The organism is Rubrivivax albus (assembly GCF_004016515.1).
GTDB classification, from domain to species: domain Bacteria; phylum Pseudomonadota; class Gammaproteobacteria; order Burkholderiales; family Burkholderiaceae_C; genus Rubrivivax; species Rubrivivax albus.
In genome coordinates, this window is sequence record NZ_SACT01000001.1 from 1,292,058 (window position 1) to 1,314,450 (window position 22,393).

General features: G+C 68.8%; 19 protein-coding genes. 12 read left to right on the forward strand and 7 right to left on the reverse strand.

All coding sequences use genetic code 11. The features are described 5' to 3' along the window. The first annotated feature begins 131 nt into the window (after positions 1 to 131). The 5 genes from ENE75_RS05970 (at position 132) to ENE75_RS05990 (ending at position 5,765) form a co-directional block, all read left to right on the forward strand. Positions 132 to 2,273, forward strand: coding sequence for a TonB-dependent receptor (locus ENE75_RS05970; RefSeq protein WP_158288865.1), 2,142 nt, complete (start codon positions 132 to 134; stop codon positions 2,271 to 2,273). A gap of 13 nt (positions 2,274 to 2,286) precedes the next feature. Next, positions 2,287 to 3,690, forward strand: a complete 1,404-nt coding sequence (locus ENE75_RS05975) for an FAD-binding oxidoreductase (protein WP_128196557.1) — start codon at positions 2,287 to 2,289, stop codon at positions 3,688 to 3,690. Between the two features lie 10 nt (positions 3,691 to 3,700). Then, positions 3,701 to 4,978 (forward strand): FAD-dependent oxidoreductase, encoded by a 1,278-nt coding sequence (locus tag ENE75_RS05980; protein ID WP_128196560.1) that lies wholly within the window; start codon positions 3,701 to 3,703, stop codon positions 4,976 to 4,978. A gap of 191 nt (positions 4,979 to 5,169) precedes the next feature. After that, positions 5,170 to 5,451 (forward strand): YlcI/YnfO family protein, encoded by a 282-nt coding sequence (locus ENE75_RS05985; RefSeq protein ID WP_128196562.1) that lies wholly within the window; start codon positions 5,170 to 5,172, stop codon positions 5,449 to 5,451. Then, entirely contained in the window at positions 5,448 to 5,765 is a 318-nt protein-coding gene (locus tag ENE75_RS05990) for a type II toxin-antitoxin system RelE/ParE family toxin (protein ID WP_128196564.1), read from the forward strand. Before ENE75_RS05985 ends, ENE75_RS05990 begins: the two co-directional genes overlap by 4 nt. Before the next feature lie 1,283 nt (positions 5,766 to 7,048). Here ENE75_RS05990 and ENE75_RS05995 read toward each other — a convergent pair. Genes ENE75_RS05995 through ENE75_RS06020 form a run of 6 tightly spaced genes read right to left on the reverse strand, consistent with a single transcriptional unit; the run spans position 7,049 to position 11,918 of the window. Next, positions 7,049 to 7,972, reverse strand: a complete 924-nt coding sequence (locus tag ENE75_RS05995; protein WP_128196567.1) for an amidohydrolase family protein — start codon at positions 7,970 to 7,972, stop codon at positions 7,049 to 7,051. A 40-nt stretch (positions 7,973 to 8,012) separates the two neighbouring features. Further along, positions 8,013 to 9,275: a TRAP transporter large permease gene (locus ENE75_RS06000; protein ID WP_128196570.1), complete on the reverse strand. Its 1,263-nt coding sequence runs from the start codon at positions 9,273 to 9,275 to the stop codon at positions 8,013 to 8,015. Positions 9,276 to 9,303: 28 nt separating this feature from the next. After that, positions 9,304 to 9,867, reverse strand: coding sequence for a TRAP transporter small permease (locus tag ENE75_RS06005; RefSeq protein ID WP_128196572.1), 564 nt, complete (start codon positions 9,865 to 9,867; stop codon positions 9,304 to 9,306). After that, on the reverse strand, positions 9,864 to 10,964 hold the full coding sequence (locus ENE75_RS06010; RefSeq protein WP_128196574.1) for a TRAP transporter substrate-binding protein: 1,101 nt from the start codon (positions 10,962 to 10,964) through the stop codon (positions 9,864 to 9,866). The genes ENE75_RS06005 and ENE75_RS06010 overlap by 4 nt, the downstream gene beginning before the upstream one ends. A 1-nt stretch (position 10,965) precedes the next feature. Further along, positions 10,966 to 11,706 carry a GntR family transcriptional regulator gene (locus ENE75_RS06015; RefSeq protein ID WP_128196577.1) on the reverse strand — a complete coding sequence of 247 codons (741 nt, stop codon included), beginning with the start codon at positions 11,704 to 11,706 and terminating at the stop codon, positions 10,966 to 10,968. Further along, on the reverse strand, positions 11,703 to 11,918 hold the full coding sequence (locus tag ENE75_RS06020; RefSeq protein ID WP_128196579.1) for a biotin/lipoyl-binding carrier protein: 216 nt from the start codon (positions 11,916 to 11,918) through the stop codon (positions 11,703 to 11,705). The genes ENE75_RS06015 and ENE75_RS06020 overlap by 4 nt, the downstream gene beginning before the upstream one ends. Positions 11,919 to 12,053: 135 nt before the next feature. Between ENE75_RS06020 and ENE75_RS06025 the strand changes: the two genes are divergently transcribed. The 3 genes from ENE75_RS06025 (at position 12,054) to ENE75_RS06035 (ending at position 16,232) form a co-directional block, all read left to right on the forward strand. Further along, positions 12,054 to 12,782: a GntR family transcriptional regulator gene (locus ENE75_RS06025; RefSeq protein WP_128196582.1), complete on the forward strand. Its 729-nt coding sequence runs from the start codon at positions 12,054 to 12,056 to the stop codon at positions 12,780 to 12,782. 274 nt (positions 12,783 to 13,056) lie between these two features. Next, positions 13,057 to 14,652, forward strand: a complete 1,596-nt coding sequence (locus ENE75_RS06030; RefSeq protein WP_128196584.1) for an acyl-CoA carboxylase subunit beta — start codon at positions 13,057 to 13,059, stop codon at positions 14,650 to 14,652. 17 nt (positions 14,653 to 14,669) lie between these two features. Further along, positions 14,670 to 16,232 carry a class I adenylate-forming enzyme family protein gene (locus ENE75_RS06035; RefSeq protein ID WP_158288866.1) on the forward strand — a complete coding sequence of 521 codons (1,563 nt, stop codon included), beginning with the start codon at positions 14,670 to 14,672 and terminating at the stop codon, positions 16,230 to 16,232. 222 nt (positions 16,233 to 16,454) lie between these two features. On the opposite strand, the gene ENE75_RS06040 is transcribed toward ENE75_RS06035, so the two are convergent. After that, positions 16,455 to 17,354: a LysR family transcriptional regulator gene (locus ENE75_RS06040; RefSeq protein ID WP_128196588.1), complete on the reverse strand. Its 900-nt coding sequence runs from the start codon at positions 17,352 to 17,354 to the stop codon at positions 16,455 to 16,457. 391 nt (positions 17,355 to 17,745) lie between these two features. Here ENE75_RS06040 and ENE75_RS06045 point away from each other — a divergent pair, with 391 nt between their 5' ends. Genes ENE75_RS06045 through ENE75_RS06060 form a run of 4 tightly spaced genes read left to right on the forward strand, consistent with a single transcriptional unit; the run spans position 17,746 to position 22,367 of the window. Continuing rightward, positions 17,746 to 18,939 carry a CaiB/BaiF CoA transferase family protein gene (locus ENE75_RS06045; protein WP_233258932.1) on the forward strand — a complete coding sequence of 398 codons (1,194 nt, stop codon included), beginning with the start codon at positions 17,746 to 17,748 and terminating at the stop codon, positions 18,937 to 18,939. Between the two features lie 5 nt (positions 18,940 to 18,944). After that, a complete protein-coding gene (locus ENE75_RS06050; RefSeq protein ID WP_233258933.1) occupies positions 18,945 to 20,519 on the forward strand; it encodes an acyl-CoA carboxylase subunit beta in 1,575 nt (524 codons plus the stop codon). 13 nt (positions 20,520 to 20,532) lie between these two features. Further along, entirely contained in the window at positions 20,533 to 21,495 is a 963-nt protein-coding gene (locus tag ENE75_RS06055; protein WP_158288867.1) for a tripartite tricarboxylate transporter substrate binding protein, read from the forward strand. 26 nt (positions 21,496 to 21,521) lie between these two features. Next, the gene (locus ENE75_RS06060; RefSeq protein ID WP_259371702.1) at positions 21,522 to 22,367 is read left to right on the forward strand and encodes an amidohydrolase family protein; all 846 of its coding nucleotides are present in this window, start codon (positions 21,522 to 21,524) and stop codon (positions 22,365 to 22,367) included. Positions 22,368 to 22,393: the final 26 nt, after the last annotated feature.

Here is a 22,393-nt window from a genome sequence, read left to right on the forward strand (position 1 = left end):
CGGGTCACTTCCCCAAACCCATTGGCCGGCCTGCCTAAGTTCGGTCTTCGACAGGCCTCCTATGCTCGAGCGACCCATCCAAGCGATCGAGGTGAACGATGAGCGTCCGTAGGATTGTCCAGTTTCCCGCCATGCACGCCATCGCCGTGGCCAGCCTGCTGGTCTGTGGGCCTGACGTGGTCCGGGCCCAGGCCGCCGTGGCGGCTGCTGCAGAATCATCCGACACCCAGACCGTCGTTGTCACCGCCAACAAGCGCAAGCAGCCGGCTGCGGACGTGGCGGGCACGGTCAGCGTGATCCAGGGCAGTGCGCTCGAGGCCAACGGCGTGGCCGACCAGGAAGGGGCCTTCAAGCTCACCCCCGGTGTGCAGGTGAACAAGGGCGATCCGGGCCGCAATGTGCCGGCGATCCGAGGCATCGGCACCAACGCCAACACGCTGACGCTCGGGTTCCAGCAGAGCACCACCGGCATCTACATCGAGGACGTGCCGATGACCGACCCGTTCGCGTTCATGAACGCGGCCGACGTGGCACCGTTCGATCTCGAGCGTATGGAAGTACTGCGAGGCCCGCAGGGCGCGCTGTATGGGTCATCGTCGCTGGGTGGCGCTGTGCGGTACCTGCTGGCCGAACCGGAACTGCAGGCTCAGGCCTTCAGTGTCTTGGCCTCCGGCAGCCGTGTCGTGGGCGGTGGAACCGACCATGCGATCTACCTGATGGGCAACCAGCCGCTGGCGAAGGGTGTCGCCGGCGTGCGTGTGATGGCGTTCGATCGTGTCGATGCCGGGTGGATCAAGAACCTGGGCACCCAGGCCGAACGAGCCAACCGGTCCCACACCTCAGGGGCGCGACTGTCGGGGCTTGCGAAGCCGAACAGGTCGCTGACCATCTCCGCGAACGTGATGCATCAGCGCAATCAGCTCGACGACACCATGGCGGTGGCTCCGGACCCCCGTCAACTGACGGCCAGCAACCCGACGGCCAGCACACGGCGTTCGACGCTCGACTTCGCCAATGTCACCATCGACGCGGAGCTGGGGTCCCACACGCTGACCTCGATCACCGGCTATTGGCGGAAAGAGAACGACTCGCACAGCGACGTGACGCGTCTATTTGACCCGGCCTTCCGGCCCAGCGGCATCGTGCTCCCGGCGTACGTGGCCGACGAGGCCTCGAACTCGGACATGGTCTCACAGGAGATCCGCCTGGCGTCTTCACAACAAGGACCGCTGCGCTACTTGGTCGGCGCGCTGATTTCGCGCACCCGCTTCGAGCTGGACGGCCCCATCCGCGCGGTCGGGGCAGTCGACGCTGGTCTGGGCGCCCTGTTTCCCAACGACGTGCTGGGTCTGCAAACCGGCACGGCGCGGATGAGCGAGAACGCGCTCTTCTTCGATGGCGACTTCGACCTCACGCCGGCCTGGACCGTCGGGCTGGGTGGACGAGCGTACAGCACCAAGACGAACTACAACATTGCGTTCCTGTCCAACCTTCCCTCGAATGCGCCGTTCAGGAGCCCCTCGCTCAGCGAAGACGGCTTCACGCCCAAGGCCACGCTGCGCCACAAGTTCGGTGCCCACCAGTGGTACGCGCTGGTCTCGCAGGGGTACCGGTTCGGTGGCGTCAACTTCCGTTCGCAGACGCCCTACAAGTCCGACAAGCTCACGAACTACGAGACCGGCGTGCGCCTGTTGCCAAGCAAGGACCTGCGCGTGGACGCCACTGTGTTCCTGCTCGACTGGAAGAACGTGCAGGTGACCACGCTCAACGGCGGCTTCCTGGACACCAGCAATGTCGGCGCCGCGAAGAGCAAGGGCCTGGAGCTGAGCGTCGGGTGGCGCGCCACGCCGAGCTTCAGCGTCGATTTGGCCGCGGCTTTCATCGACGCCAAGACGACCGTGGCCTACGACGGACCGGCCGGCAAGGTGCCCAGCGGCTCACGGCTGCCCGGCAGCGCCCGCACGCAGGTGACCCTGGCGCCGAGCTACAGCTTCGCGGGTCCTGCCGGAACCTCAGGCAGGGTCAGCTCGGTCATCAGCCAGATCGGTGCGCGCAACTTCGATATCGCCGGCTCGGGGTCGGCACCGGGCTACACCACGATGGACCTTCGACTGAGCCTGGCCCGCGATGCGTGGGAGCTCACGCTCTTTGCCAACAACGCCACCGACCAGCGCGGCGTGGTGGGCGCATTGGCCGATGCTGCCTATCCGTACCGGGACTACTTCCTGGTGCGGCCGCGCACCGTCGGCGTGAGCCTGCGCTGGGACCATTGAGCCCCGTTGCCCTATGCCGCTGCCACTTGGGCTGAGCTCGGCGCTGCGCGAGCGCCTGAGCGAGCGCTTCAGCACCGCGCAGGCCGTGCGCGACCAGCATGGGCGCGACGAGTCGCCCTACCCGACCACGCCACCCGATGCCGTTGTGTTTGCAGAGTCGACGGACGACGTCATCGCGGTCGTGCGGGCCTGCAACGAGCACGCCACGCCGGTGATCGCCTTCGGGGCGGGCAGTTCGGTCGAAGGCCACTTCCTGGCCTTCGAGGGGGGCGTGTGCCTGGATCTGAGCCGCATGAACCGCGTACTGGAGATCGACGCCGAGAACATGACGGCCACCGTGCAGGCCGGCGCCACGCGTACCCAACTCAACACCGAGTGCCGGCACCTGGGGCTGTTCTTCCCTATCGACCCGGGCGCCGATGCCTCGCTCGGCGGCATGGCGGCCACGCGTGCTTCCGGCACCAATGCGGTCCGCTACGGCACGATGCGCGAGAACACCCTGAGCCTGACCGTCGTCACCGCTGAGGCTCGGCTGCTGCGCACCTCGCGCATCACGAAGAAGTCGTCGGCCGGCTACGACCTGACCCGCATCTTCGTCGGCAGCGAAGGTACTCTGGGCATCATCACCGAAGTGACGGTACGGCTGTACCCGCAGCCCGAGACGATCGCCGCGGCCCTGTGCGGCTTCGACAGCGTGCTGGACGCGGTGCGCACGGTGATGCAGACGGTTCAGGTCGGCGTGCCGGTGGCCCGCGCCGAACTCGTCGACGCCTTGACCATCCGGGCGGTCAATGCCCACAGCCGCACCGGGCTGACCGAGGTACCCACGCTGATGCTCGAATTCCACGGCAGCGCGGCATCGGTGCAGGAACAGGCGCAGACGGTGCAGGCGCTGGCCCGCGACAACGGTGCCCGATCGTTCGAGTGGTCGGCCAACCCCGAGGAGCGTTCGCGGCTGTGGGCGGCCCGGCACCATGCCTTCTTTGCCTGCCTGCAGCTGAAGCCGGGAGCACGCGCCTTCACCACCGACGCCTGTGTGCCCATGTCCAAGCTTGGCGATTGCATCGAAGCGACGTTGATCGACATCCGGGAAACCGGATTGACCTGCCCGCTGTTCGGCCATGTGGGCGATGGCAACTTCCATTGCTTGGTGCTGGCACACCCCGGCGATGCTGACGAGATGGCGGCGGCCGAGCAGCTGAACCAGCGCACCATGCAGCGGGCACTGCAGTTCGGAGGCACCTGCACCGGCGAGCACGGCGTGGGCCGCCACAAACGCGAACTTCTGCTGGATGAGTTCGGCGAAGCGGGCGTGGACCTGATGCGCCGCCTGAAGGCAGCGTGGGACCCGAAAGGCATCCTGAACCCGGGCAAGGTGCTGCCACCGCCAGCGCCCAACCAGCAAGCGGCCCACTGATCGCGGGCAGATGTCCGGCAGCCTGCCCACGGTGGTCATCGGCGGCGGCCTGCTGGGCGCGGCCACCCTGTACGAACTGGCCTCGCGCGGCGAGCCTGCGCTCCTGCTTGAGGCGAAGGAGGCGCTTGCAACGGAAACCAGCTTCGCCAACGGCGGCATGCTGACGCCTTCGATGTCGGACCCGTGGAACAGCCCGGGCGTCGGCCGCCACCTGATGGCGTCGCTGGTCGATCCGACGGCGGCCATGAAGCTGCGCCTGCACGCACTGCCCGACCTGCTGGGCTGGGGCCTGCGCTTTCTGCGCCATTCGTCACCCGCCCGGCATGCAGCGGCCACCGAAGCCAGCTTTCGTCTGGCGCTGGACTCGACCCAACGGACCCGGCAGCTGATCCGCTCGCAGGGCCTGCGCTGCGATGCCTCGTTCGGCGGCACCCTCAAGCTGTTCGCGAGGCCGCGCGACTTGCACGGCCCGAAAGGAATCGCCCAGCGGCTGGCTGCTCTGGGATTGCGATTCAGCGTGTTGTCCGCAGCGCAGGCCGTCGAACGCGAACCCGCGCTGGCAGCGGCCAGCAGCAGGGTCGCCGCAGCGCTCCACTTTCCCGATGACGTGGCGGCCGATGCCTGCGCGTTGACGCGCGAACTCGCCCGGCTGGCCAGGGCCAACGGGGCGCAGGTTCGCACGTCCGTAGCGGCGCAGCGCATCGTTGTTTGGCAGGGAGAGGTCACTGGCGTGGAGACTGAAGGCGCCTGGATCGCAGCCCGCCGCGTCGTCGTCGCCGGTGGCTGCGGCAGCCGGGCGCTGCTGCGGCCACTTGGCTTGCGGCTCGCGGTCCGGCCCGCCAAGGGCTACTCGCTCACCTTCGATGTGGGGCATCTGTCGTCCCTGACGCCGCTGCCTTCGTTACCGGTGATCGACGACGCCATGCACGCTGCCGTGACGCCATTGGGCCGGCGGCTGCGCGCCGTCGGAACCGCCGAGTTCGCGGGTGACGACCTCTCGCTTGATGCGCGACGGCTCGACAACCTGTTCGCCCTGCTGCAACGCCTGTACCCCGAGATTGCATCTCGCGTCGACCGTTCGTCGGGCACCCCGTGGGCGGGGCTTCGACCCATGAGCGCCGACGGGCTTCCCTTCGTCGGCCCCGCGGGGCCCAAGGGCTTGTGGCTGAACACGGGGCATGGACACCTCGGTCTGACGCTGGCCATGGGCTCGGCCGCACTACTGGTGGACCAGATGCTGGACCAACCGCCAGCCGTTTCACCCGAGCCCTTTCGGGCGACGAGGTAGCGGCACTGTGATCACTGGGCGGTCCCGGATCGCCCGCAGGTGGTGAGCTCTAAAGCCGCCGACCGCTGGCGACTCCTCGTGGCCGGATCCGGTCAGACGCGCTTTCCACGAGCAGCGGGCATTGGCCGGAGTCGAGTGCTCGATGCCGGGAGGTCCGCCGTCTCGTGACGCAATTGCGATACACTGCGGGCATGAAGACGACCACCATCCCGTCCATCCGAGTCGAGCCCGACTTCCGCGCCGAGGTGGAAGCGGTGCTGGCCGAGGGCGAGACGCTATCCCAGTTCGTCGAAGCCTCGGTGCGTGCCAGTGTCGAACGCCGTCGCATGCAGGCCGAGTTCATCGCACGCGGGCTTCGCTCGCGCGACGCCGCGCGGCGAACGGGTGACTACGTCGATGCCGACGTGGTGATCGACGGACTGCAACGCAAGCTCGACGCCGCGCGTGTGCGCGTGGTGAAGACGGGCAAGTGACGTTCAAGGTCCGACTGACCCGGGACGCCGAAGCGGACTTGGGCCGGCTCTTCGACCATCTGCTGGAACGCGAGCTCAATCGCGATGGCGGTGACCTCGCGCTACCGGGTCAAGCGATCGCTGCGCTGCGATCAGGCATCGCCACCCTGAAGACGTCGCCGTTCACGTGCCGTAAAGCCGGACAAAGCCCGTTTCTCCGCGAACTGATCGTGCCGTTCGGACGATCGGGCTACGTCGCGTTGTTCGAGATCGAGGACGACAGCCAGGTGGCCGTTCTCGCCGTGCGTCACCAGTTGGAGGACGACTACCATTGACACAGGGTTCTGCGTCTGGATCGCTCGGGCGGGCAGATCGCCGATACCGTCAGCCCGGCTGCGGGTACCGTCATCGGGTTGCGGAACAAGCAGGTCGATACCGTCAATGTCGTCTCAGTTGATTTCAAGTGATCCGCATGGCAATCCAGTTGTCGGTCCTGATGGACCGGACCGACGACCCGGACGTCTCCCAGCGGCCAATACACAGACGGTAAGAATGTCGGTAGTTCGCTCCCGACGGGCCGCCGCGGTGCCCGATCTACCTATGAGCGCGACCTCCCTGTTGACAATAGAGTGGGAGTGACGGGCGTCGAAAAAGTGTTATAGATCAAAGGCTTGCAGTCTATCGTTGATGATCCGGCCGCATTGTGAACGGGCCAGCGCCCCTTGTAGAGGCGAATCTCCGAACCCTCGTCAAGACAGCTTGGGAAGTCGATCTGACGGTACGAGAGACTGCCTGACGACGCACGCTGAAGCCCGATGCTCGTTGCGTCTACCGCAGGCCGCAGTGAAGTGCTGAGTACCTGCGATCGGCCAGGAGCCGTCGGTCGCATCAGGCCGCAATGCGGGAGTCGACCATGCATTCGAGCGTGCTTCGATCACATGCACTTCAGCGAGACCCATGGAGCATGTTGTCGCAATCCGAGCGTCCATCGACCCGTTTGACGATTTCGATTGGCGGGTCCTGTCCACTCCTGTTGATCGCCACCGGATGTACGCAATCAGAGTGATCACACCCGCGTACTTGATGCGTTGCCGGTGTGCCCTCCGATCACTCCGTCCATGCGTTGACCGCCGTGGTCACAGAGCCACAACGCCATCGTGAAATTGCTGCCGAACCAGTTGACCCATGTCCACAGCGAGTGCTGACCGGGTTCGCCGCTCCGATGGATGGGCGCATGGGGGTTTTCAGATGCGCCCTGGAGTACCCGTGAGCACCTGCAGGGCGCGACAAGGAGGTGCGTTGGCTGCGCCGGATGCCGGGCTACTGAACACCCAGGTGAGCGCCCCACCATGCATTGCTTGAGGCCACTAGAGTGTCCAGCAGACGACGGTCACGCCGGCTGCGGCGTGGGCGACGCCCCCGGCGCGTCGACGCCTCTGCGCGCGTAGGCAACACGCGGGCGCGCGTTCGCCCGCATCGAGACCCGTCCCCTCCCCGCCACGACGCATCGGCGCACGCGGCGCGCATCGCGCCACTGCATGGCCGTTTTTTGGGGTGCCCCGCGCTGAGAGTGCGCCCTGGCGACGTACCGGGTCGCGCGGGCCTAGCCCCGCGCGCGTCAGATCCGGTAGAAGCGTTCGGCCGTACCGCGCAGCAGGGCGCGCCTGTCCTGGCTGGACAGGTCCGCCACCAACAGGCGGTAGGTGTCCCACAGCCGGTCGTAGCTGGACATCAGCCGGTCGACGGGAAAGTTCGAGCCGAACATGGCGCGGTCGGGGCCGAACCACTCGATCGGATCACGCACGAACCGGCGCAGGGAGTCGGGCGTCCAGTGCAGGTCGCTCATGCCGTAGCCGGAGAGCTTGACGCAGACGTTCGGGCAGGTGGCAAGCAGCTGCATGCCCTGCGCCCAGCCGGCCAGTGCCGGGGAGTCGCGTTCGACGGGCATGCCGGCATGGTCGAGCACGATGGGAATGTCGGGGTGACGGCGCGCCAGGTCCGCCAGTGCCGGCATCTGTTGCCAGTAGACCTGGGCATCGAAGCTCAGGCCGTGATTGCGCAACAGGCCGAACTGCGCCTGCCACCGTGGATCGGCCAGGAAGTCGGCCGGTGCGCGATTCAGGCGCGCGTCCGCATGGCGGTTGAGCACCTGGCGGATGCCCCGCACTCGGGGGTGGGCCGCATGCCGGGCCAGGTGCTCGGCAGCGGCCGGCGAACTGAGGTCGACGTAGGCGACGATGGCCGTGGGCAGGCCGGCCGAGTCGGGCAGGTCGGCCACGCGCTCCAGCCATTCGGTCTCGCGGACCGGATCGGTGGGGTCGACATTGGCCTGCACGTGCACCGACTTGATCAGATTCTGCCGTTCGGCGTCATGGCGCAGATGGCCCACCAGGTAGTCGGCGTACAACGGACGTGTATCGCCCCAGCCGACATCGTGCGGCGGCGCCTTCGACCACGGGTAGTTCAGCGCGAACAGGTCCCACAGGTGATGGTGGGCATCCACGATGGGCTCGCTGCGGTCGATGTCGGTGGGCTCGGTCATGGTCCGGGGCAGTAGGGTGCGCGTGTCGGTGCTGGCCCCGTCAGGGGCCCACCAGCGCCATCGCAATGCGGGGCTCGACGGCCACGGCCGCCAGCACCCCCAGCATCAGCACGATGAAGGGCACGGCCGCGCGGCAGATCTCGCCGAACGGTTGCTTGAAGGCCGTCAGCGCGACGATCAGGTTCAGCCCCACCGGCGGGGTCAGGAAGCCGATCTCGAGGTTCAGGATCATCATCAGGCCGAAGACCACCTTGTCGTAGCCGTAGGCCTCGGCCAGCGGCGCCAGCAGCGGGGCGAGCACCAGGATGGCTTCGCCGGTGGTCATCAGGCAGCCCACGCCCAGCAACAGCAGGTTGACCAGCACGATGAAGGCGGCCGGGCTGTCGATCCAGGCCTGGACGTTCTCGACCAGCGCCTGCGGTACCCGGTGCTCGATGAGCACCAGGTTCAGCGACAGCGCCACCGCCAGCAGCGGGAACAGTGAACCGCCGAGCTTGGCGGTCTCGAGCACGGCGTGCCGCAGGTCTGCCCAGCCGAAGTGGCGGTGCACCAGGGACTCCACCAGCAGCGCGTAGGCCAGGCCCACGGCGGCGGCCTCGGTGGTGGTGAAGAAACCGGAGTAGATGCCGCCGAGGATGATCACCGGCGTCAGCAGCGCCCAGACGCCGTGGCGCAGGGCCACCAGCAGCGCCGCGGCGCTGAAGGCCTGCGTCGGCAGCCGGCGGTTGACCCACATGGCATAGGTGCACAGCACCACCGTCAGCAGCAGGCCCGGTCCCACGCCGGCCAGGAACAGGTCGGTGATCGAGGATTCGGTCACCAGGCCGTAGAGGATCATCGGGATCGACGGCGGGATCAGGATGCCCAGCGTGCCGCCGGCCATCACCGCGCCGAGGGCGAAGCGGTTGTCGTAGCCGGCGTCGCGCATGGCCGGGTACATCACGGTGCCCACGGCCAGCATGGTGACGATGGACGACCCCGAGATCGACGCGAACAGCGCGCAGGTGAGGATGCAGGCCACGCCCAGCCCGCCCGGCAGGCGGCGTGTGAGCGCCTCCATGACGGCGATGATGCGCTGCGCGGTGCTGCCGCGCGTCATCACCGCGCCACACAGCAGGAACAACGGGATCGACAGGATCAGCTCCTTGTCGAGCCCGACCCACATGTCCTCGATGATGTAGTCGAGCTGGCCCCGGCCCCAAATCAGCTGCACCGCCGCCGCCAGCGCCAGCAGGATCACCAGCAGCGGCTGGCGCAGCACCAGCAGCACCGCCACGCCGAGCAGGATCGCCAGCGCGCTCATCGGCTGCACCGGTGCCGTGCACCAGCCATCATTCCTGAACCTCGGGCGGCGGCGGCTTCAGGCCCGGCCAGGCCGCGAACATCAGGTAGCGCAGGGCGGCCGACGCGAAGCCGGCCGGGATAGCGAGCTGGAAGGGCCACACCTCCCAGTTCAGCACCGGGGCGCGCATGCTGGTGCCCTTGGACGCGAGCACGAACTGCAGGCCGTACCAGGCCACGCCGAGCATGAAGACGCCGGTGAACAGGTCACCGGCGCGGGCCACCGCCGGGGCCCAGGCGGCCGGCACCCAGCCGAAACCCACCCGCGGCACCAGGTGCGCGTTGGTGGCCGTGGCGATGCCGACACCACAGAATGCCCCCACCACCATCGCGAACACGGCGATCTTGGGACCGCCCGGCACCGTGGTCGCCCCCACCGACACCCCCAGCGCACGCAGCAGCGGCGCGAACACCTCGCGGCCCAGCACGTCGAACATCAGCAGCGCGGCCACGCAGGCGAAGGCGGCCATGGCCAGCCAGCACTCGGCCCGGTGCCAGCCGGCGGCCAGCGTGCGCACCGCCGGCGGTACCGCGGCGGGTGGGGCGTCGGTCACCGGCAGCTGTCGCGGGCCGTCTCGACGGCGCGGTGGAAGCCGGCGGCCTGCCCGCCCACCGCGGAAACCATCTCCGGCCACAGGCCCGCGGCCACCTGGCGCCACGCCGTACGTTGCGCGGGCGTCAGGTCCACCAGCTGGCCACCGGCGGCCACGTGGGCCTGGCGCAGTTTCTCCTCCACCGCGCGGATCTCGGCGCGCAGCTTCGGCGCCGACTCGGCCTCGAAGGCGCGCTGCAGCGCCGCGCGCTGCTCGGCGCCCAGTCGGTCGTAGGCGGCCTTGTTCATCAGGATCACGCCGGGCGTGTACCAGAGGTTCAGGCGCGTGTAGACGGGTGCGACCTTGTTCAGCCCGGTGGGCACGTACACCGCCACCGGCGACGTGGTGTAGTCGATGACCCCGGTCTGCAGCGACGACGCCCACTCCGGCACCGGGATGAAGGTGGAGTTGGCCCCCACCGCGGACCACAGCATGCCCTGGATGCGGGAGTAGGCCGTGCCCTTGAGCCCCTTCACGGCGGCCACGTCCGCCAGCGACTTCTTGCCCGCGACGTCGATGACGCCCACGTCGTTGATGCCCAGCAGCTTGAGCCCCTTGGCCGCGAACAGCGCATCGACCTGCCCGACCATGTGCTTGTCGAGCACGCAGTCGAGCTGGGCTGCGTTGTCGAAGTAGAACGGCAACATCAGCATCTGCAGTTCCGGCACCACGGACGTGGCGGCACCGAGCGAGTAGCTGCCCATGTCGATGCGACCGCGCGCGACCTGCTGGATGGTGTCCAGTTCGTTGCCCAGCTGGGCGCCGTAGAACGGCTCGATCTTGACGCTGCCTCCGCTCTGCGCGGCGACGGTGGCTGCCAGCCGCTCGATCTGTCCGCCCCAGGGCGACTTCAACGGCGCGTTGGTGGTGAAGCGCAGCGCCGTGCCCTGCGCCAGCACCGCCGCCGGCAACGTGGCCAGGGTGATGCCGCAGGCCGCTGCGGCCAGCAGCGTGCCGGACATGGCGGTGCTCAGGCGCACCCGCAGGCCACGCGGCCCGGGTCGCGCGCCGTTGGCGCTGGCGTCGGCGGGGCGCCGGCTGGCAAGGGGCAGTGTCATGTCATGTCTCCTGTGCGGGGTCTGTTGCGAGCAGGCGCGCCGCCTCGGCGCCCGACTCCTCGAAATGCAGGCCAGACAGCGCGGCCACGGTGTCGGCGTCGCCGCGCTCCAGGGCCTCGAGCGCCTGCGTCCACAAGGCCAGCGAGCGCTGGCGGCGGGCCACGCTGCGCAGGGCCAGCTTGCTGTAGCGCAGTGTCTGTAGCGACAGGCCTGCCAGCAGGCGCTGCAGGCGCCGGTTGCCGGCATGGCTGGCCGTCACCAGCAACAGCCGGTGCATCGTCTCGGCGTACTCGTCGCCGTCCTGTACGCCATCGGCCAGCGTGCGCAGCCGCGCCACGCCATCGCGCTGCAGGGCGAACAGGGCCGCGGGTCGCGTTTTCGCCAGCTTGCGCAGCACGCTGTCGAACAGGGCAGCCCGGACCTCGTAGATCTCGCGCAGTTCGTCGGCGCTCAGCGCCGTCACCATCGCGCCATGCCGGGGTATGACGCGCACCAGGCCTTCGCGTTCGAGCAGCCGCGTGGCTTCGCGCAGCGTGCCGCGGCTGACACCGAATTCGCCGGCCAGGTGCTGCTCGTCCAGGCGCGCGCCCGGCGGCAGGCGGCCGTCGAGGATGCGCTCGCCCACCTGCGCGGCGATCTGCTCGGCCACGGTGAGCGTGGGTCGGGGCCGGTCGGCAAACAGGCGAAATGCGACGGCACCTTCCCAGTGCGGTGCGGGTTCACCGTCACGGCTCGGCTTCATGGCGCGATCGCTGCCACCCGCTGGCCGTCGGACACGGGGTCGCCTTCACCTACGTCGAGCGCCGCCACGGTGCCGGCACAGGGCGCGCACACCGGGATCTCCATCTTCATCGACTCGACGACGAGCACGGTGTCGCCCTCGGCAACCCGGCTGCCGACCGGCGCCATGACCTGCCAGACGGTGCCGGTGACTTCGGAGAGGATCTCATGCATGCCAGCACTGTACGATTGTCAACAATCTGATTGTCCTCGTGCTTACCCTGAACGGCGAACTACATCTACGGCCGCCCGGGACAGCCGGCCGGATCAACGAGAATCTGCCCCCTGCCAAGACCGCCCGCAGCCGCCATGGACACCTCGAGCACGGACGACGACGCCCTGGCGCGCTGGGAGCGCGTCATCAGCTTCCGGCTCTTCACGGACGCGCGCGGCGGCACGCTCACGGTGCCCGAGCAGATCGCGGCGCGCGTGGGCGAACGCATCGTGCGCGGCCAGCTCGACCCGGGCGAGCGCGTCGGCGAGCAGGAACTGGCGGATGAGTTCGGGGTCAGCCGCGGTCCGGTGCGCGAAGCGATCCGGCTGCTCGAACGCGAGGGCCTGCTGACGGTGCTGGCGCGCCGCGGCGCCATCGTCTCGGCGCCGTCGGCGACCGAACTGCGCGAGCTGTTCGAGGTGCGCGCCGGCCTGCACGAGATGGCCGTGCGCCGGATCGGCCACCACTGGCCGCCGGAGCTGCTGGCCGTCATGCGGGCCGGCGTGCGGCGCCTTCAATCGCTGGTGGACGCGCCCGATGACGGCACCGCCTATGCCGAGATGGTGCACCGACTGACCCAGATCACCGGCAGCTTCGCCGGCAACGAGCGGCTGCGGCGGCTGATCGTCAGCCATTCGCTGCAGACGCTGCGCTACAGCCGCCTGGGGCTGGCCACACCGGAGCGGCGGCGGCAGTCGATCCGGCTGTGGACGCTGGCCCTGGCGGCGATGGAGCGTGGCGACACCGAGCAGGTGGTGGCCCTGGTGCACCAGCGCACCCGAGAGTCCGCCCAGGAAGCGTCGACCCGCCTGGCGCCAACCTGAGCCGGCCGGCGAGTGCGGGGGCATCGGCCGGGTGCCGGTCAGAGGTGCCGCCGCGTCCGTGATGGCCGCGGGGCCAAGGCAGGTCTGCGGCCACCCGCCAGTGGCGCGCGTCAGGCACCCGCCCAGCCGACTTCGACCTCGGGTTTGCGTCAACGTTGTGATTGTTGACAATTTCTAGAGGTGGATGCTTCAATGCGTCGACCCTGACCGGGGCGGCACCGCCCCAGGTCACAGACCCCGGCGACAGCGCGTGCGCCACCCTGGAAGACCCGACATGAGCAAGACCGTGCGCTGGGACCAGCGATTCGAACCCGGCGGCGAATGGGCTGCCGAGCTGCAGGAGCTTCAGGCCCGGCGCGACGCCGCACTGGCCATGGGCGGGCCCGAGGCGCTGGCCCGGTTCCACGCCAGTGGCCGCATGGACGCCCGAGCGCGCATCGCGGCCCTGGTCGACCCGGGCAGCTTCCACGAGATGGGCGCACTGGCCGGCAAGGGCCACTACGACGCCGACGGCCGGTTCACCCACGTGGACCCCACCAACGCCATCATTGGCACTGGCCGCCTCGACGGCCGCAAGGTGGCGCTGCACGTCGACGACTACACGATCCGCGCCGGCAGTTCCGAAGCGACCATCGCCGACAAGTGGATCTACATCGAGCGCCTGGCCTACCAGCTGCGCATGCCGCTGGTGCGGCTGGTGGACTCGGCCGGCGGCAGCGTCAAGCTCCTGCTGCAGATCGGCGGCACCAAGCTGCCGGAGTACACCACCTGGCCGACCCACGAGCTGCTGGCCACGGTGCCGGTAGTGGGCGTGGCGCTCGGGGCCTGTGCGGGCCAGGGCGCCATCAAGGTCCTGAGCTCGCACTTCTCGGTGATGGTGCGCGACCAGGCCCAGGTCATGGCCGCCGGGCCGCACGTGGTGCGCCAGGCCTACGGCGTGGAGATCGACAAGAACGACCTCGGCGGCTGGAAGGTGCACCGCCGCAGCGCCATGGTGCACAACGAGGCGGTGGACGAGGCCGACGCGCTGGCGCAGGCCCGCCGCTTCCTGTCGTACCTGCCGCGCAGCGTGTACGAGCTGCCGCCGGTGACGGCCTGCGACGACGACCCCAACCGCGCCGACGACTGGCTGAAGGACGCCATTCCCCACGACCGGCGCAAGATCCACGACCCACGCCGCATCGTGGCCGCCGTGATGGACCGCGACAGCCTGTTCGAGATCGGCCGCTGGCAGGCCGGGTCGGTGGTCACCATGCTCGGCCGCCTCAACGGCGTGCCGGTGGGCGTGCTGGCCAACGACCCGAAGGTGCAGGGCGGGGCGATGACGGTGCAGTCGGCGCAGAAGATGGAGCGCCACGTGCGGCTGTGCCACCAGTTCGGGCTGCCGGTGGTGAACTTCGTGGACCAGCCGGGCAACGCCACCGGCCCGGAGGCCGAGCTCGCGGCCACGCTGCTGGGAGCGGTGCGCGTGGGCGAGACGCTGGCCGGCTGCCGCTCGCCGTGGGTGTCCATCCTGATGCGGCGCTGCTTCGGCATGGCCGGCTCGCTGCATGGCCCGAAGGGCGGTGACCGGCTGAACCACCGTTTCGCCTGGCCATCGGCGCGCTGGGGCTCGATCCCCATCGAAGGTGGTGTCATGGCGGCCCACAAGGCCGAGATCGAGGCCGCGCCCGACCCCGCTGCCCGCCGCGCCGAACTGGAGCGCCACTACCTGAACCTGTCCTCGCCGATGCGCACGGCCGAGAAGTTCGGCGTGCTCGACGTGATCGACCCACGCGAGACCCGCATGGTGCTGTGCGACTGGATCGAGGACGCCTGGCACGTGGTCCAGGGCGATGCCGCCATGCGCGCCAGCCAGGCCACCGCATGATGGCGCCATCAGAGACCGTGTCCGCGACCGTGCCCGCGCCGCCACCGTCGCTGCTGCATGCCGTGCAGCCCTGGCTGGCACCGGGGCGCGACCTCGAGGCCATGGCCTTCGGCGACGTGCGGCTGACCTACCGCGCCATGGCGGCCCGGGCCAGCGCGCTCGCCGACCGCCTGCAGGCCCTGGGCGTGCAGCCACGCGACCGGGTGGCCACGATGTTCACGCCACGGCCCGAAGCGGTGATCGCCCTGCTGGCCTGCTGGCTGGTCGGTGCCGTGCCCGTCGGGCTCAACCCCCGCTACCGGCGAGACGAACAGCGCCAGCTGCTGGACGACACCCGGCCCAAGGCGCTGCTCTCGGTGGTGCGCGACGGTGCCCGTGACATGACGCCCGACCTCGAGGCGCACGCCGACGCGCTGCGCCTGCCCACGCTGCGCTTCGGCCCCGCCTTCGGTGAAGGCGACCTGCCGCCGGCCATCGACGACGACTCGGCGCTCGCACACTGGGTCGCCGCCACGGCCCGGCTCGACCCTCAGTCACCTGCGGTCGTGATCTTCACGTCCGGCTCGACCGGCCGGCCGAAGGGCGCCCTGATCACGCACGCCGGGCTCGCCTTTCGGGCCCACACGCTGCACCACGACCGGCGTCCGATCCCGCACGTGCGGCAGATGCTGGACCTGCCGGTCAACCACATCGGCGCGCTGGCCAGCGGCATCGGGGTGTCGCTGGTGGCCGGCGGCCTGCTGGTGATGCGCGAGCAGTTCGACCCCGCGGCCACGCTGGCCGCGGTGGCGCAGGAGAGGCTGGACGTGCTGGGCGGCGTGCCACCGATGCTGGCGCGCCTGGTGGCGCATCCCGACTTCGCCCACACCCCGCTGCAGTCGGTGAAGTTCGTCGGCTGGGGGGCCGGGCCGATCCAGCCCGAGGTGCTGCGGCAGCTGCTGGTCGCCATGCCGGCGACGCAGTGCTCGCAGCAGTACGGCATGACCGAGAGCAACGGGCCCATCGTCTATTCACCGCCGACGCGCGACACCGCGTTGCTGCTGGAGACCACGGGCCGACCCGACCCGCGCCTGCAGCTGCGCATCGCCGACGCGCAGGACCAGCCGCTGCCCGCCGGCAGCGAAGGCGAGGTGCAGGTGCGCCTGCCGCACCCGTTCGCTGGCTACCTGGACAACCCCACGGCGACCGCCGAGGCCTTCACCGCCGACGGCTACCTGCGCACCGGCGACCGCGCCCTGCTGCGGCCCGACGGCTGGCTGGTTTTCCGCGGCCGGAGCAAGGATATGTACAAGTCCGGCGGCTACAACGTCTACCCGCGCGAGGTGGAGATGCTGCTCGAGACGCACCCGGACGTGCGCGCCGCCGCGGTACTCGGCGTCGACGACGCACATTGGGGCCAGGTTGGCCATGCCTTCATCGAACCCCGCGGGGCATTGGACCCCGCGGAGCTGCTGGCGTGGTGCCGCGAACGGCTGGCCAACTACAAGGTGCCCAAGGCCGTGACCCTGATCGACGTCATGCCTCGCACCTCGGTGGAAAAGGTGGACCGCATGGCGCTGGCGCGACGCTTCGGCACGTGAGCCGCGGTCCGCGTGATGACGCGGGCGCGTCGACGGATTTGACCTCGGCACCGCGCCAGGAAACGGCTGACCAGGACCCGGTGGGCTGCCGGTGACATTGACACCACGCGCGCTCGACCAGGGCTTCTGTCCGTCCTTCGCCAAGCGAGATGCTGCGTACCATTGCCACGCGCATGACTCACGGCCCCGAGCCTTCGAGGAACGTTCGCACGGTTGTGTTCATCAGCGACGCAGCTTTGCCTGCGGCCTGTGCACCTCACACAGATCGAGCAATGCTTGGGCCGCGGAGGACAGGGTTCGTCCCCTTGGTTGCACGACATGCAGTCGTCGCACGAGACCCGGCAGCCGCAACTTTCGGCGCGCCAGGTCGTGATGGTGAAAGTCGTAGAGGTTCAGTTCGGGGATCGCCGCAATGCCGATCCCGGCGCGCACCATGCCGATCACGGTGGCGAGCTGGTGCACCTCCATCGTCTGGCGCGGTTGATGTGCAGGCAGCTTGGAGGCCAGGTAGCGCCCGACGATGCTGTGGCGAACCTGGTAGATGAACCGCTCGCCTGCAAGATCCTTCAGCGCGATGTGGTCCGAGGCCGCCAGGCGGTGTTCATGGCGGCACACGAGTTCGAAGTGGTCGCTGCAGAACTCCGTCGTCTCGAGCATGGCTTCATTGAGCGGGGTGGCCACGATCGCGAAGTCGGCGTGACCCTCCAGCACACGCGCCTGGGCTGCCTCGGAGAGCAGATCGTCGACCTTCACTTCGATGTCGGGGTAGCGCTCGCAGAACAGCGCCAGGATCGGCGGCAGCCAGCCAGCGGCCAGCGAAGGCAGCAGCGCGACGGCCACCTTGCCGCGTCGCCGCTCCAGCACGTCGCGAACGCCGTCCAGACCGGTATCCACCTCGCGCACGATGCGCCGGGCCGCACCTTCGAACGCTTGCCCCTCGGCCGTCAGGTCGACGTGGCGGGTGTCACGATGGAACAGCCGCGCGCCGACGCTGTCCTCCAATGACCGGATCGCCGCGCTCAACGCAGGTTGCGATAGATGCACCTTGGCCGCCGCGCGCGTGAAGTTGCGCGTTTCGGCCAGTGCAAGGAACGCATGCAACTGACGGATCGAGAAGTTCATGGCGCTCTTGTATCAGCCCATCCACGGCGCAAGTTTCCCCGACCGCTGCCGGCTACCCGGGCTCGATTGCGCACGTCGCCAGCACGCGTGCCTCCTGCTTTCAGCACGGACCATCGCCTATTGGCATGTTGACACACGCGAGCCCGGGTGTAGGTCCGGCTTCACTGCGGCTTCAGCGTGCAGCGCCTTCTTCCAGCTCACGGACAGCCACCTAGATCTATCGATCTCATCGATAAGTCCATCGACAGTTCGAGTTTCACGGATCAGCCAGTTCTTCCTAGACTGAAATCGAGACGGCATCGCGACCCACCGCGGCAGCCGCCTCGCCAGGAGTGCTTGCATCGTGGAGAACTCGCAATTGGCAGTGACACAACCACAACCAGTAGGCCCGTTGCAGGACCTGAAGGTGGTGGAGATCTGCAGCACGATCGCCGGCCCGGCCTGCGCTCGGCTGCTGGCGGATTTCGGTGCCGAAGTGACGAAGGTCGAACCACTGCAAGGCGACGGGGCGCGGCAGATGGGCTTCCACGTCGAGGACGTGTCGCTCTACGCCGCGAGCCTGATGCGTGGCAAACGCTCGGTCGCCCTCGATCTGAAGACGCCGCAGGGGCGCGACATCGCGCTCGAACTGATCCGGCGTGCCGACATCCTGGTCGAGAACAATCGCCCCGGGGTCATGGAACGCCTGGGGTTGGGCTACGACACGCTGGCCGCGCTGAACCCCAGGCTGATCATGGTGCGCATCAGCGGCTACGGGCAGGATGGCCCCTACTCCGATCGGCCCGGCTACGGCGCGATCTGCGAAGCCTTCGGCGGCGTGCGGCACATGACGGGCGACCCCGACCGTCCGCCGGCGCGGGTGGCCCTGGCGACCACCGACTACCTGACCGCCGTGTATGCCGCCATGGGTGCGCTGGTGGCGGTGCACGAACGCCAGCGCAGCGGCCTGGGTCAAGTGGTGGATGCCGCGCTGTACGAGACCGCGTTCTCGCAGATGGAGTCCTACGTGCCCACCTACGAGAAGACCGGCTTCGTGCCGGCGCGCGTGGGGCCCAACCTGCCGACGATGGCGCCCAACAGCCTGTACCCGACCGGTGACGGTGGCTGGATCCTGATCGCGGCCAACAGCGACGCCGTCTATGGCCGACTGGTCGCATTGATGCAGATGCCCGAACTGTTGAGTGACGCCCGTTTCGCGACCATCAAGGCACGCGGCATCGCCGCGAACATGAAGGCGCTGGACGCGCACATCGGCGAATGGACGTCGCGCCACGAGGGCGCGGCATTGGAGCTCTTGCTCCGCGGCGCCGGTGTGCCCACGTCGCGCATCTACACCATCGCGGACATCTACCAGGATCCGCACTACGCGGCGCGACAGATGCTGCTGCAGGTGCCGCATCCCAAGCTGGGTCACACCACCCAGATCGGCGTCGTGCCTAGGCTGTCACGCACGCCGGGCGTGGTGCGCCACACCGGCCCCGACACCGGTGCCGACACCCGGCGCGTGCTCGCCGAACTGGGTCTGGACGATGCACGGATCGACCAACTGATGGATCGCGGCACCGTAGCCGAGCCGACACGATGAAGCGCTTGAAACAGCAGGAGTTCCCCCCCGACGGCGAGTGGGCCGAGGAACTGCAGGAACTGGCCGCCCGTCGACAGCAGTCCAGGGCCATGGGCGGTGAGGACGCCCTCGCGCGCATGAAGTCCATGGGGCGGATGAACGCGCGCGAGCGGCTCGACGTGTTGCTGGACGACGGCAGCTTCCGCGAGATGGGCCGCATTGCCGGCAAGGCGAGCTACGACGCGCAGGGCAGGTTCATCGCCCAGAGCCCGGTCAACGCGATCATCGGCACGGGCCGCGTCGGCGGCCGCAAGGTCGTGGCCTCGGCCGACGACTACTCGCTGCGCGCCGGTTCGTCGGAAGCCACCATCTCCGACAAGTGGATCTATGCCGAGCGCATGGCGATGACGATGCGCTTGCCGCTGATACGTCTGGTGGACACCGCCGGTGGCAGCGTCAAGCTCCTGGAGCAACAGGGCAGCAGCAAGATTCCGGGATACCCGAACTGGCCGGTGGTGGAACTGCTTCGAACGGTGCCGGTCGTCGGCGTCGCGCTGGGCTCGTGCGCCGGCCTCGGGGCCATGAAGGTGCTGCTGACGCACTTCTCGGTCATGGTGCGCGACCAGGCCCAGGTGTTCGCAGCCGGGCCGCCCGTGGTCAAGCAGGCCTATGGCATCGAGATCGAAAAAAACGAACTCGGTGGCTATCAGGTGCATCGCCGCAGCGCTTTGGTGCACAACGAAGCTACGTCGGAGGAGGATGCCTTCGAGCAGGTGCGTCGCTTCCTGTCGTATCTGCCACAGCATGCAGCCGCCCTTCCGCGGCGCGAGGCCTGCAGCGACGACCCGGACCGCGCGGACGACTGGCTGAAGAACGCCATCCCGAAGGACCGGCGTCGGGTCTTCGACGCGCGCCGGATCATTGCGTCGATCGTCGATGCGGGTTCCTTCTTCGAGATCGGCCGCTACCAGGGTGGCTCGATCATCACCGGGCTGGCTCGGCTGGACGGCTATCCGATCGCGTTGATGTGCGGGGACCCGCGGGTGGCCGGCGGCGCCATGACGCTGGCGGCCGCGTGGAAGGTCGAACGACTGGCCAAGCTCTGCGACACGTTCGGCCTGCCCGTGGTGAACCTGGTCGACCAGCCGGGCAACGCCACCGGCCCGGAGGCCGAACTGGCTGGCACCCTGCTCGGTGCCGTGCGCGTGATGACCACCATCGAGACCATCCGCGTGCCGTGGGTGTCGATCATCATGCGCCGCGCCTTCGGCATGGCGGGCGGTCTGCACGCGCCTAAGTTCTTCCCGCAGCTGAACCACCGCTTTGCGTGGCCATCCGCGAGATGGGGATCGATTCCCATCGAAGGCGGCGTTGCCGCGGCCTACCGCGCCGAGATCGCGCAGGCCGAGAACCCTGCGGCCAGGCGCGACGAGATCGAAGCCTATTACCACCGCCTCGCCTCGCCGTTCCGCACGGCCGAGAAGTTCGGCATCTTGGACGTGATCGACCCCCGGGAGACGCGGTCGATCCTGTGCGACTGGATCGAAGACGCCTATGAAGTGCTGCAAGCCACCCGTCCTGCCGGGCGGGCACAACCATGAAAGGAGACGTTGGATGAAAGTCGGCTGCCTCAAGACCGCCCTGTTGGCCATTGCATGCACCCTCGCCATTGGCGCTGGTGCGCAAACCGCCGGGAACAACATCGAGCTGATCGTGCCCTTTCCCCCAGGCGGCAGCGTCGATCCGATCGCGCGTGCGCTGCAGAACGGGATGAAGGACTCCCTTGGGGGCGAAGCGCTGGTCATCATGAACATGCCGGGTGCTGGCGGCACGATCGGCACCGCGCGGGTGGCCCGCGCGGCACCCGACGGCCGCACCATCGGCATCACCACGGTGGGGCCGCTCACGACCCAGCCGCACATGGCCAAGCTGAGCTACGGCGTCGACGACTTCACCTACGTCTGCCGCACCCATGTCACGCCGCAGGTGCTGGTGGTGCCGGAAAGCTCGCCGTTCAAGACGCTCAGGGAGTTCGTCGACTTCGCGAAGGCCAACCCCGACAAGGTGGTCATGTCGTCCACCGGCATCGGTTCGCTGCCGCATCTGGCGGCCGTCGAGTTCGGCCAGCTGGCCGGCTTCCAGTGGCTGCACGTGCCGTCGAAGGGCGACTCCGATGCGGCTCGCCTTGCCTTGGGGGGCGAGATCACCGGCTGGGTGGCCGGCGTGCAGACCTACGTGCAACTGGCGCCACGTCTGCGAGCACTGGGCATTCTGCAGAGCGAGCGCAACCCGGCGCTGCCCGATGTGGCGACCTTCAAGGAGCAAGGCTACACGCTGAACTCGGCGGGCTGGGGCGGCCTGATCGTGCCCAAGGGCACGCCGGCGGCCATCGTCGATCGGCTGTCGAATGCCTGCGCCGCGGCGACACACACCCCCGAGTTTGAGCAGATCCTGCGCAATCTGCGGGTGCCGCAAGGCTACCTGCCGGCGGCGGGGTTCGCCGCTTTTGTGAACAGCGAATACGCGCGCTACGGCAAGCTGATCCAGGCGACCGGCGCGGCGAGCACGAACAAGTGACCCCGCAGGCACCCCTGCAGACCTGGGTGCCCCGGGGTGCCTGCGACTCGCATGTACACGTGTTCGGGCCGCTGGCGCGGTACCCCGTCGACGCCGACGCGCCGTATGCCGTGCCGGACGATAGACCGGACCATCTGCTGGCCTGCATGGACGCTGCCGGCCTCCAGCATGCGGTGATCGTGCACGCCGCGGTGAGCGGTCGGGACAACCGGCGCACGCTGGACGCCCTGGCGCAGCACCCGACACGCTTTCGAGGCGTGGTACTGCCACCCCTCGAACAACCTGCGGCGCACGAGCTCGACACATGGCATCGGACGGGGGTCTGTGGGCTGAGGTTTTCGTACACCCGCACGGCACGAGCCGGCATGGCCTTGCAGCCGCAGTGGGTGGCCTGCCTGGCCGAGCGTGGCTGGCATGCGCAACTGCATGTGGAGGCCGATCAGCTCCTGATGCTGGAGGCCGAACTGCAGGCATTGCCAGTGCCGCTCGTGATCGATCACATGGCGCGCATCCCGGCCGCCATCGGCACGCGGCACCCTGCGTTCGACTGCCTGCGCCGCCTGCTCGACCGAGGCCATGTCTGGGTCAAGCTGTCGGCGCCGATGCGCCTGTCGCAGACCACCACCTATCCGTACGGCGACGTGACGCCCCTGGCACGTGCCCTGGCACAGCACGCGCCTGAGCGCGTGCTGTGGGGATCCGACTGGCCGCACGTCAATCTGCAGGCGCCCGCGCCGCCCTATGCGGACTTGCTGGCGCTGCTCCACGACTGGCTGCCGGATCCGCACGCGCGCCGGCAGGTCTTGGTGGACAACGCTGTCGCGTTGTATCGCCTCGCCCCGACTGCGTGGCCGGGCGTATCGCCCGCCTGAGTCGGGTCAGACGGTTCGTCCACCTT

Coding starts and splice junctions, on each gene's coding strand:
- ENE75_RS05970 (WP_158288865.1), top strand. CDS start 132: ATGCACGCCATCGCCGTGGCCAGCCTGCTGGTCTGTGGGCCTGACGTG.
- ENE75_RS05975 (WP_128196557.1), top strand. CDS start 2,287: ATGCCGCTGCCACTTGGGCTGAGCTCGGCGCTGCGCGAGCGCCTGAGC.
- ENE75_RS05980 (WP_128196560.1), top strand. CDS start 3,701: ATGTCCGGCAGCCTGCCCACGGTGGTCATCGGCGGCGGCCTGCTGGGC.
- ENE75_RS05985 (WP_128196562.1), top strand. CDS start 5,170: ATGAAGACGACCACCATCCCGTCCATCCGAGTCGAGCCCGACTTCCGC.
- ENE75_RS05995 (WP_128196567.1), bottom strand. CDS start 7,972: ATGACCGAGCCCACCGACATCGACCGCAGCGAGCCCATCGTGGATGCC.
- ENE75_RS06000 (WP_128196570.1), bottom strand. CDS start 9,275: ATGAGCGCGCTGGCGATCCTGCTCGGCGTGGCGGTGCTGCTGGTGCTG.
- ENE75_RS06010 (WP_128196574.1), bottom strand. CDS start 10,964: ATGACACTGCCCCTTGCCAGCCGGCGCCCCGCCGACGCCAGCGCCAAC.
- ENE75_RS06015 (WP_128196577.1), bottom strand. CDS start 11,706: ATGAAGCCGAGCCGTGACGGTGAACCCGCACCGCACTGGGAAGGTGCC.
- ENE75_RS06020 (WP_128196579.1), bottom strand. CDS start 11,918: ATGCATGAGATCCTCTCCGAAGTCACCGGCACCGTCTGGCAGGTCATG.
- ENE75_RS06025 (WP_128196582.1), top strand. CDS start 12,054: ATGGACACCTCGAGCACGGACGACGACGCCCTGGCGCGCTGGGAGCGC.
- ENE75_RS06030 (WP_128196584.1), top strand. CDS start 13,057: ATGAGCAAGACCGTGCGCTGGGACCAGCGATTCGAACCCGGCGGCGAA.
- ENE75_RS06040 (WP_128196588.1), bottom strand. CDS start 17,354: ATGAACTTCTCGATCCGTCAGTTGCATGCGTTCCTTGCACTGGCCGAA.
- ENE75_RS06055 (WP_158288867.1), top strand. CDS start 20,533: ATGAAAGTCGGCTGCCTCAAGACCGCCCTGTTGGCCATTGCATGCACC.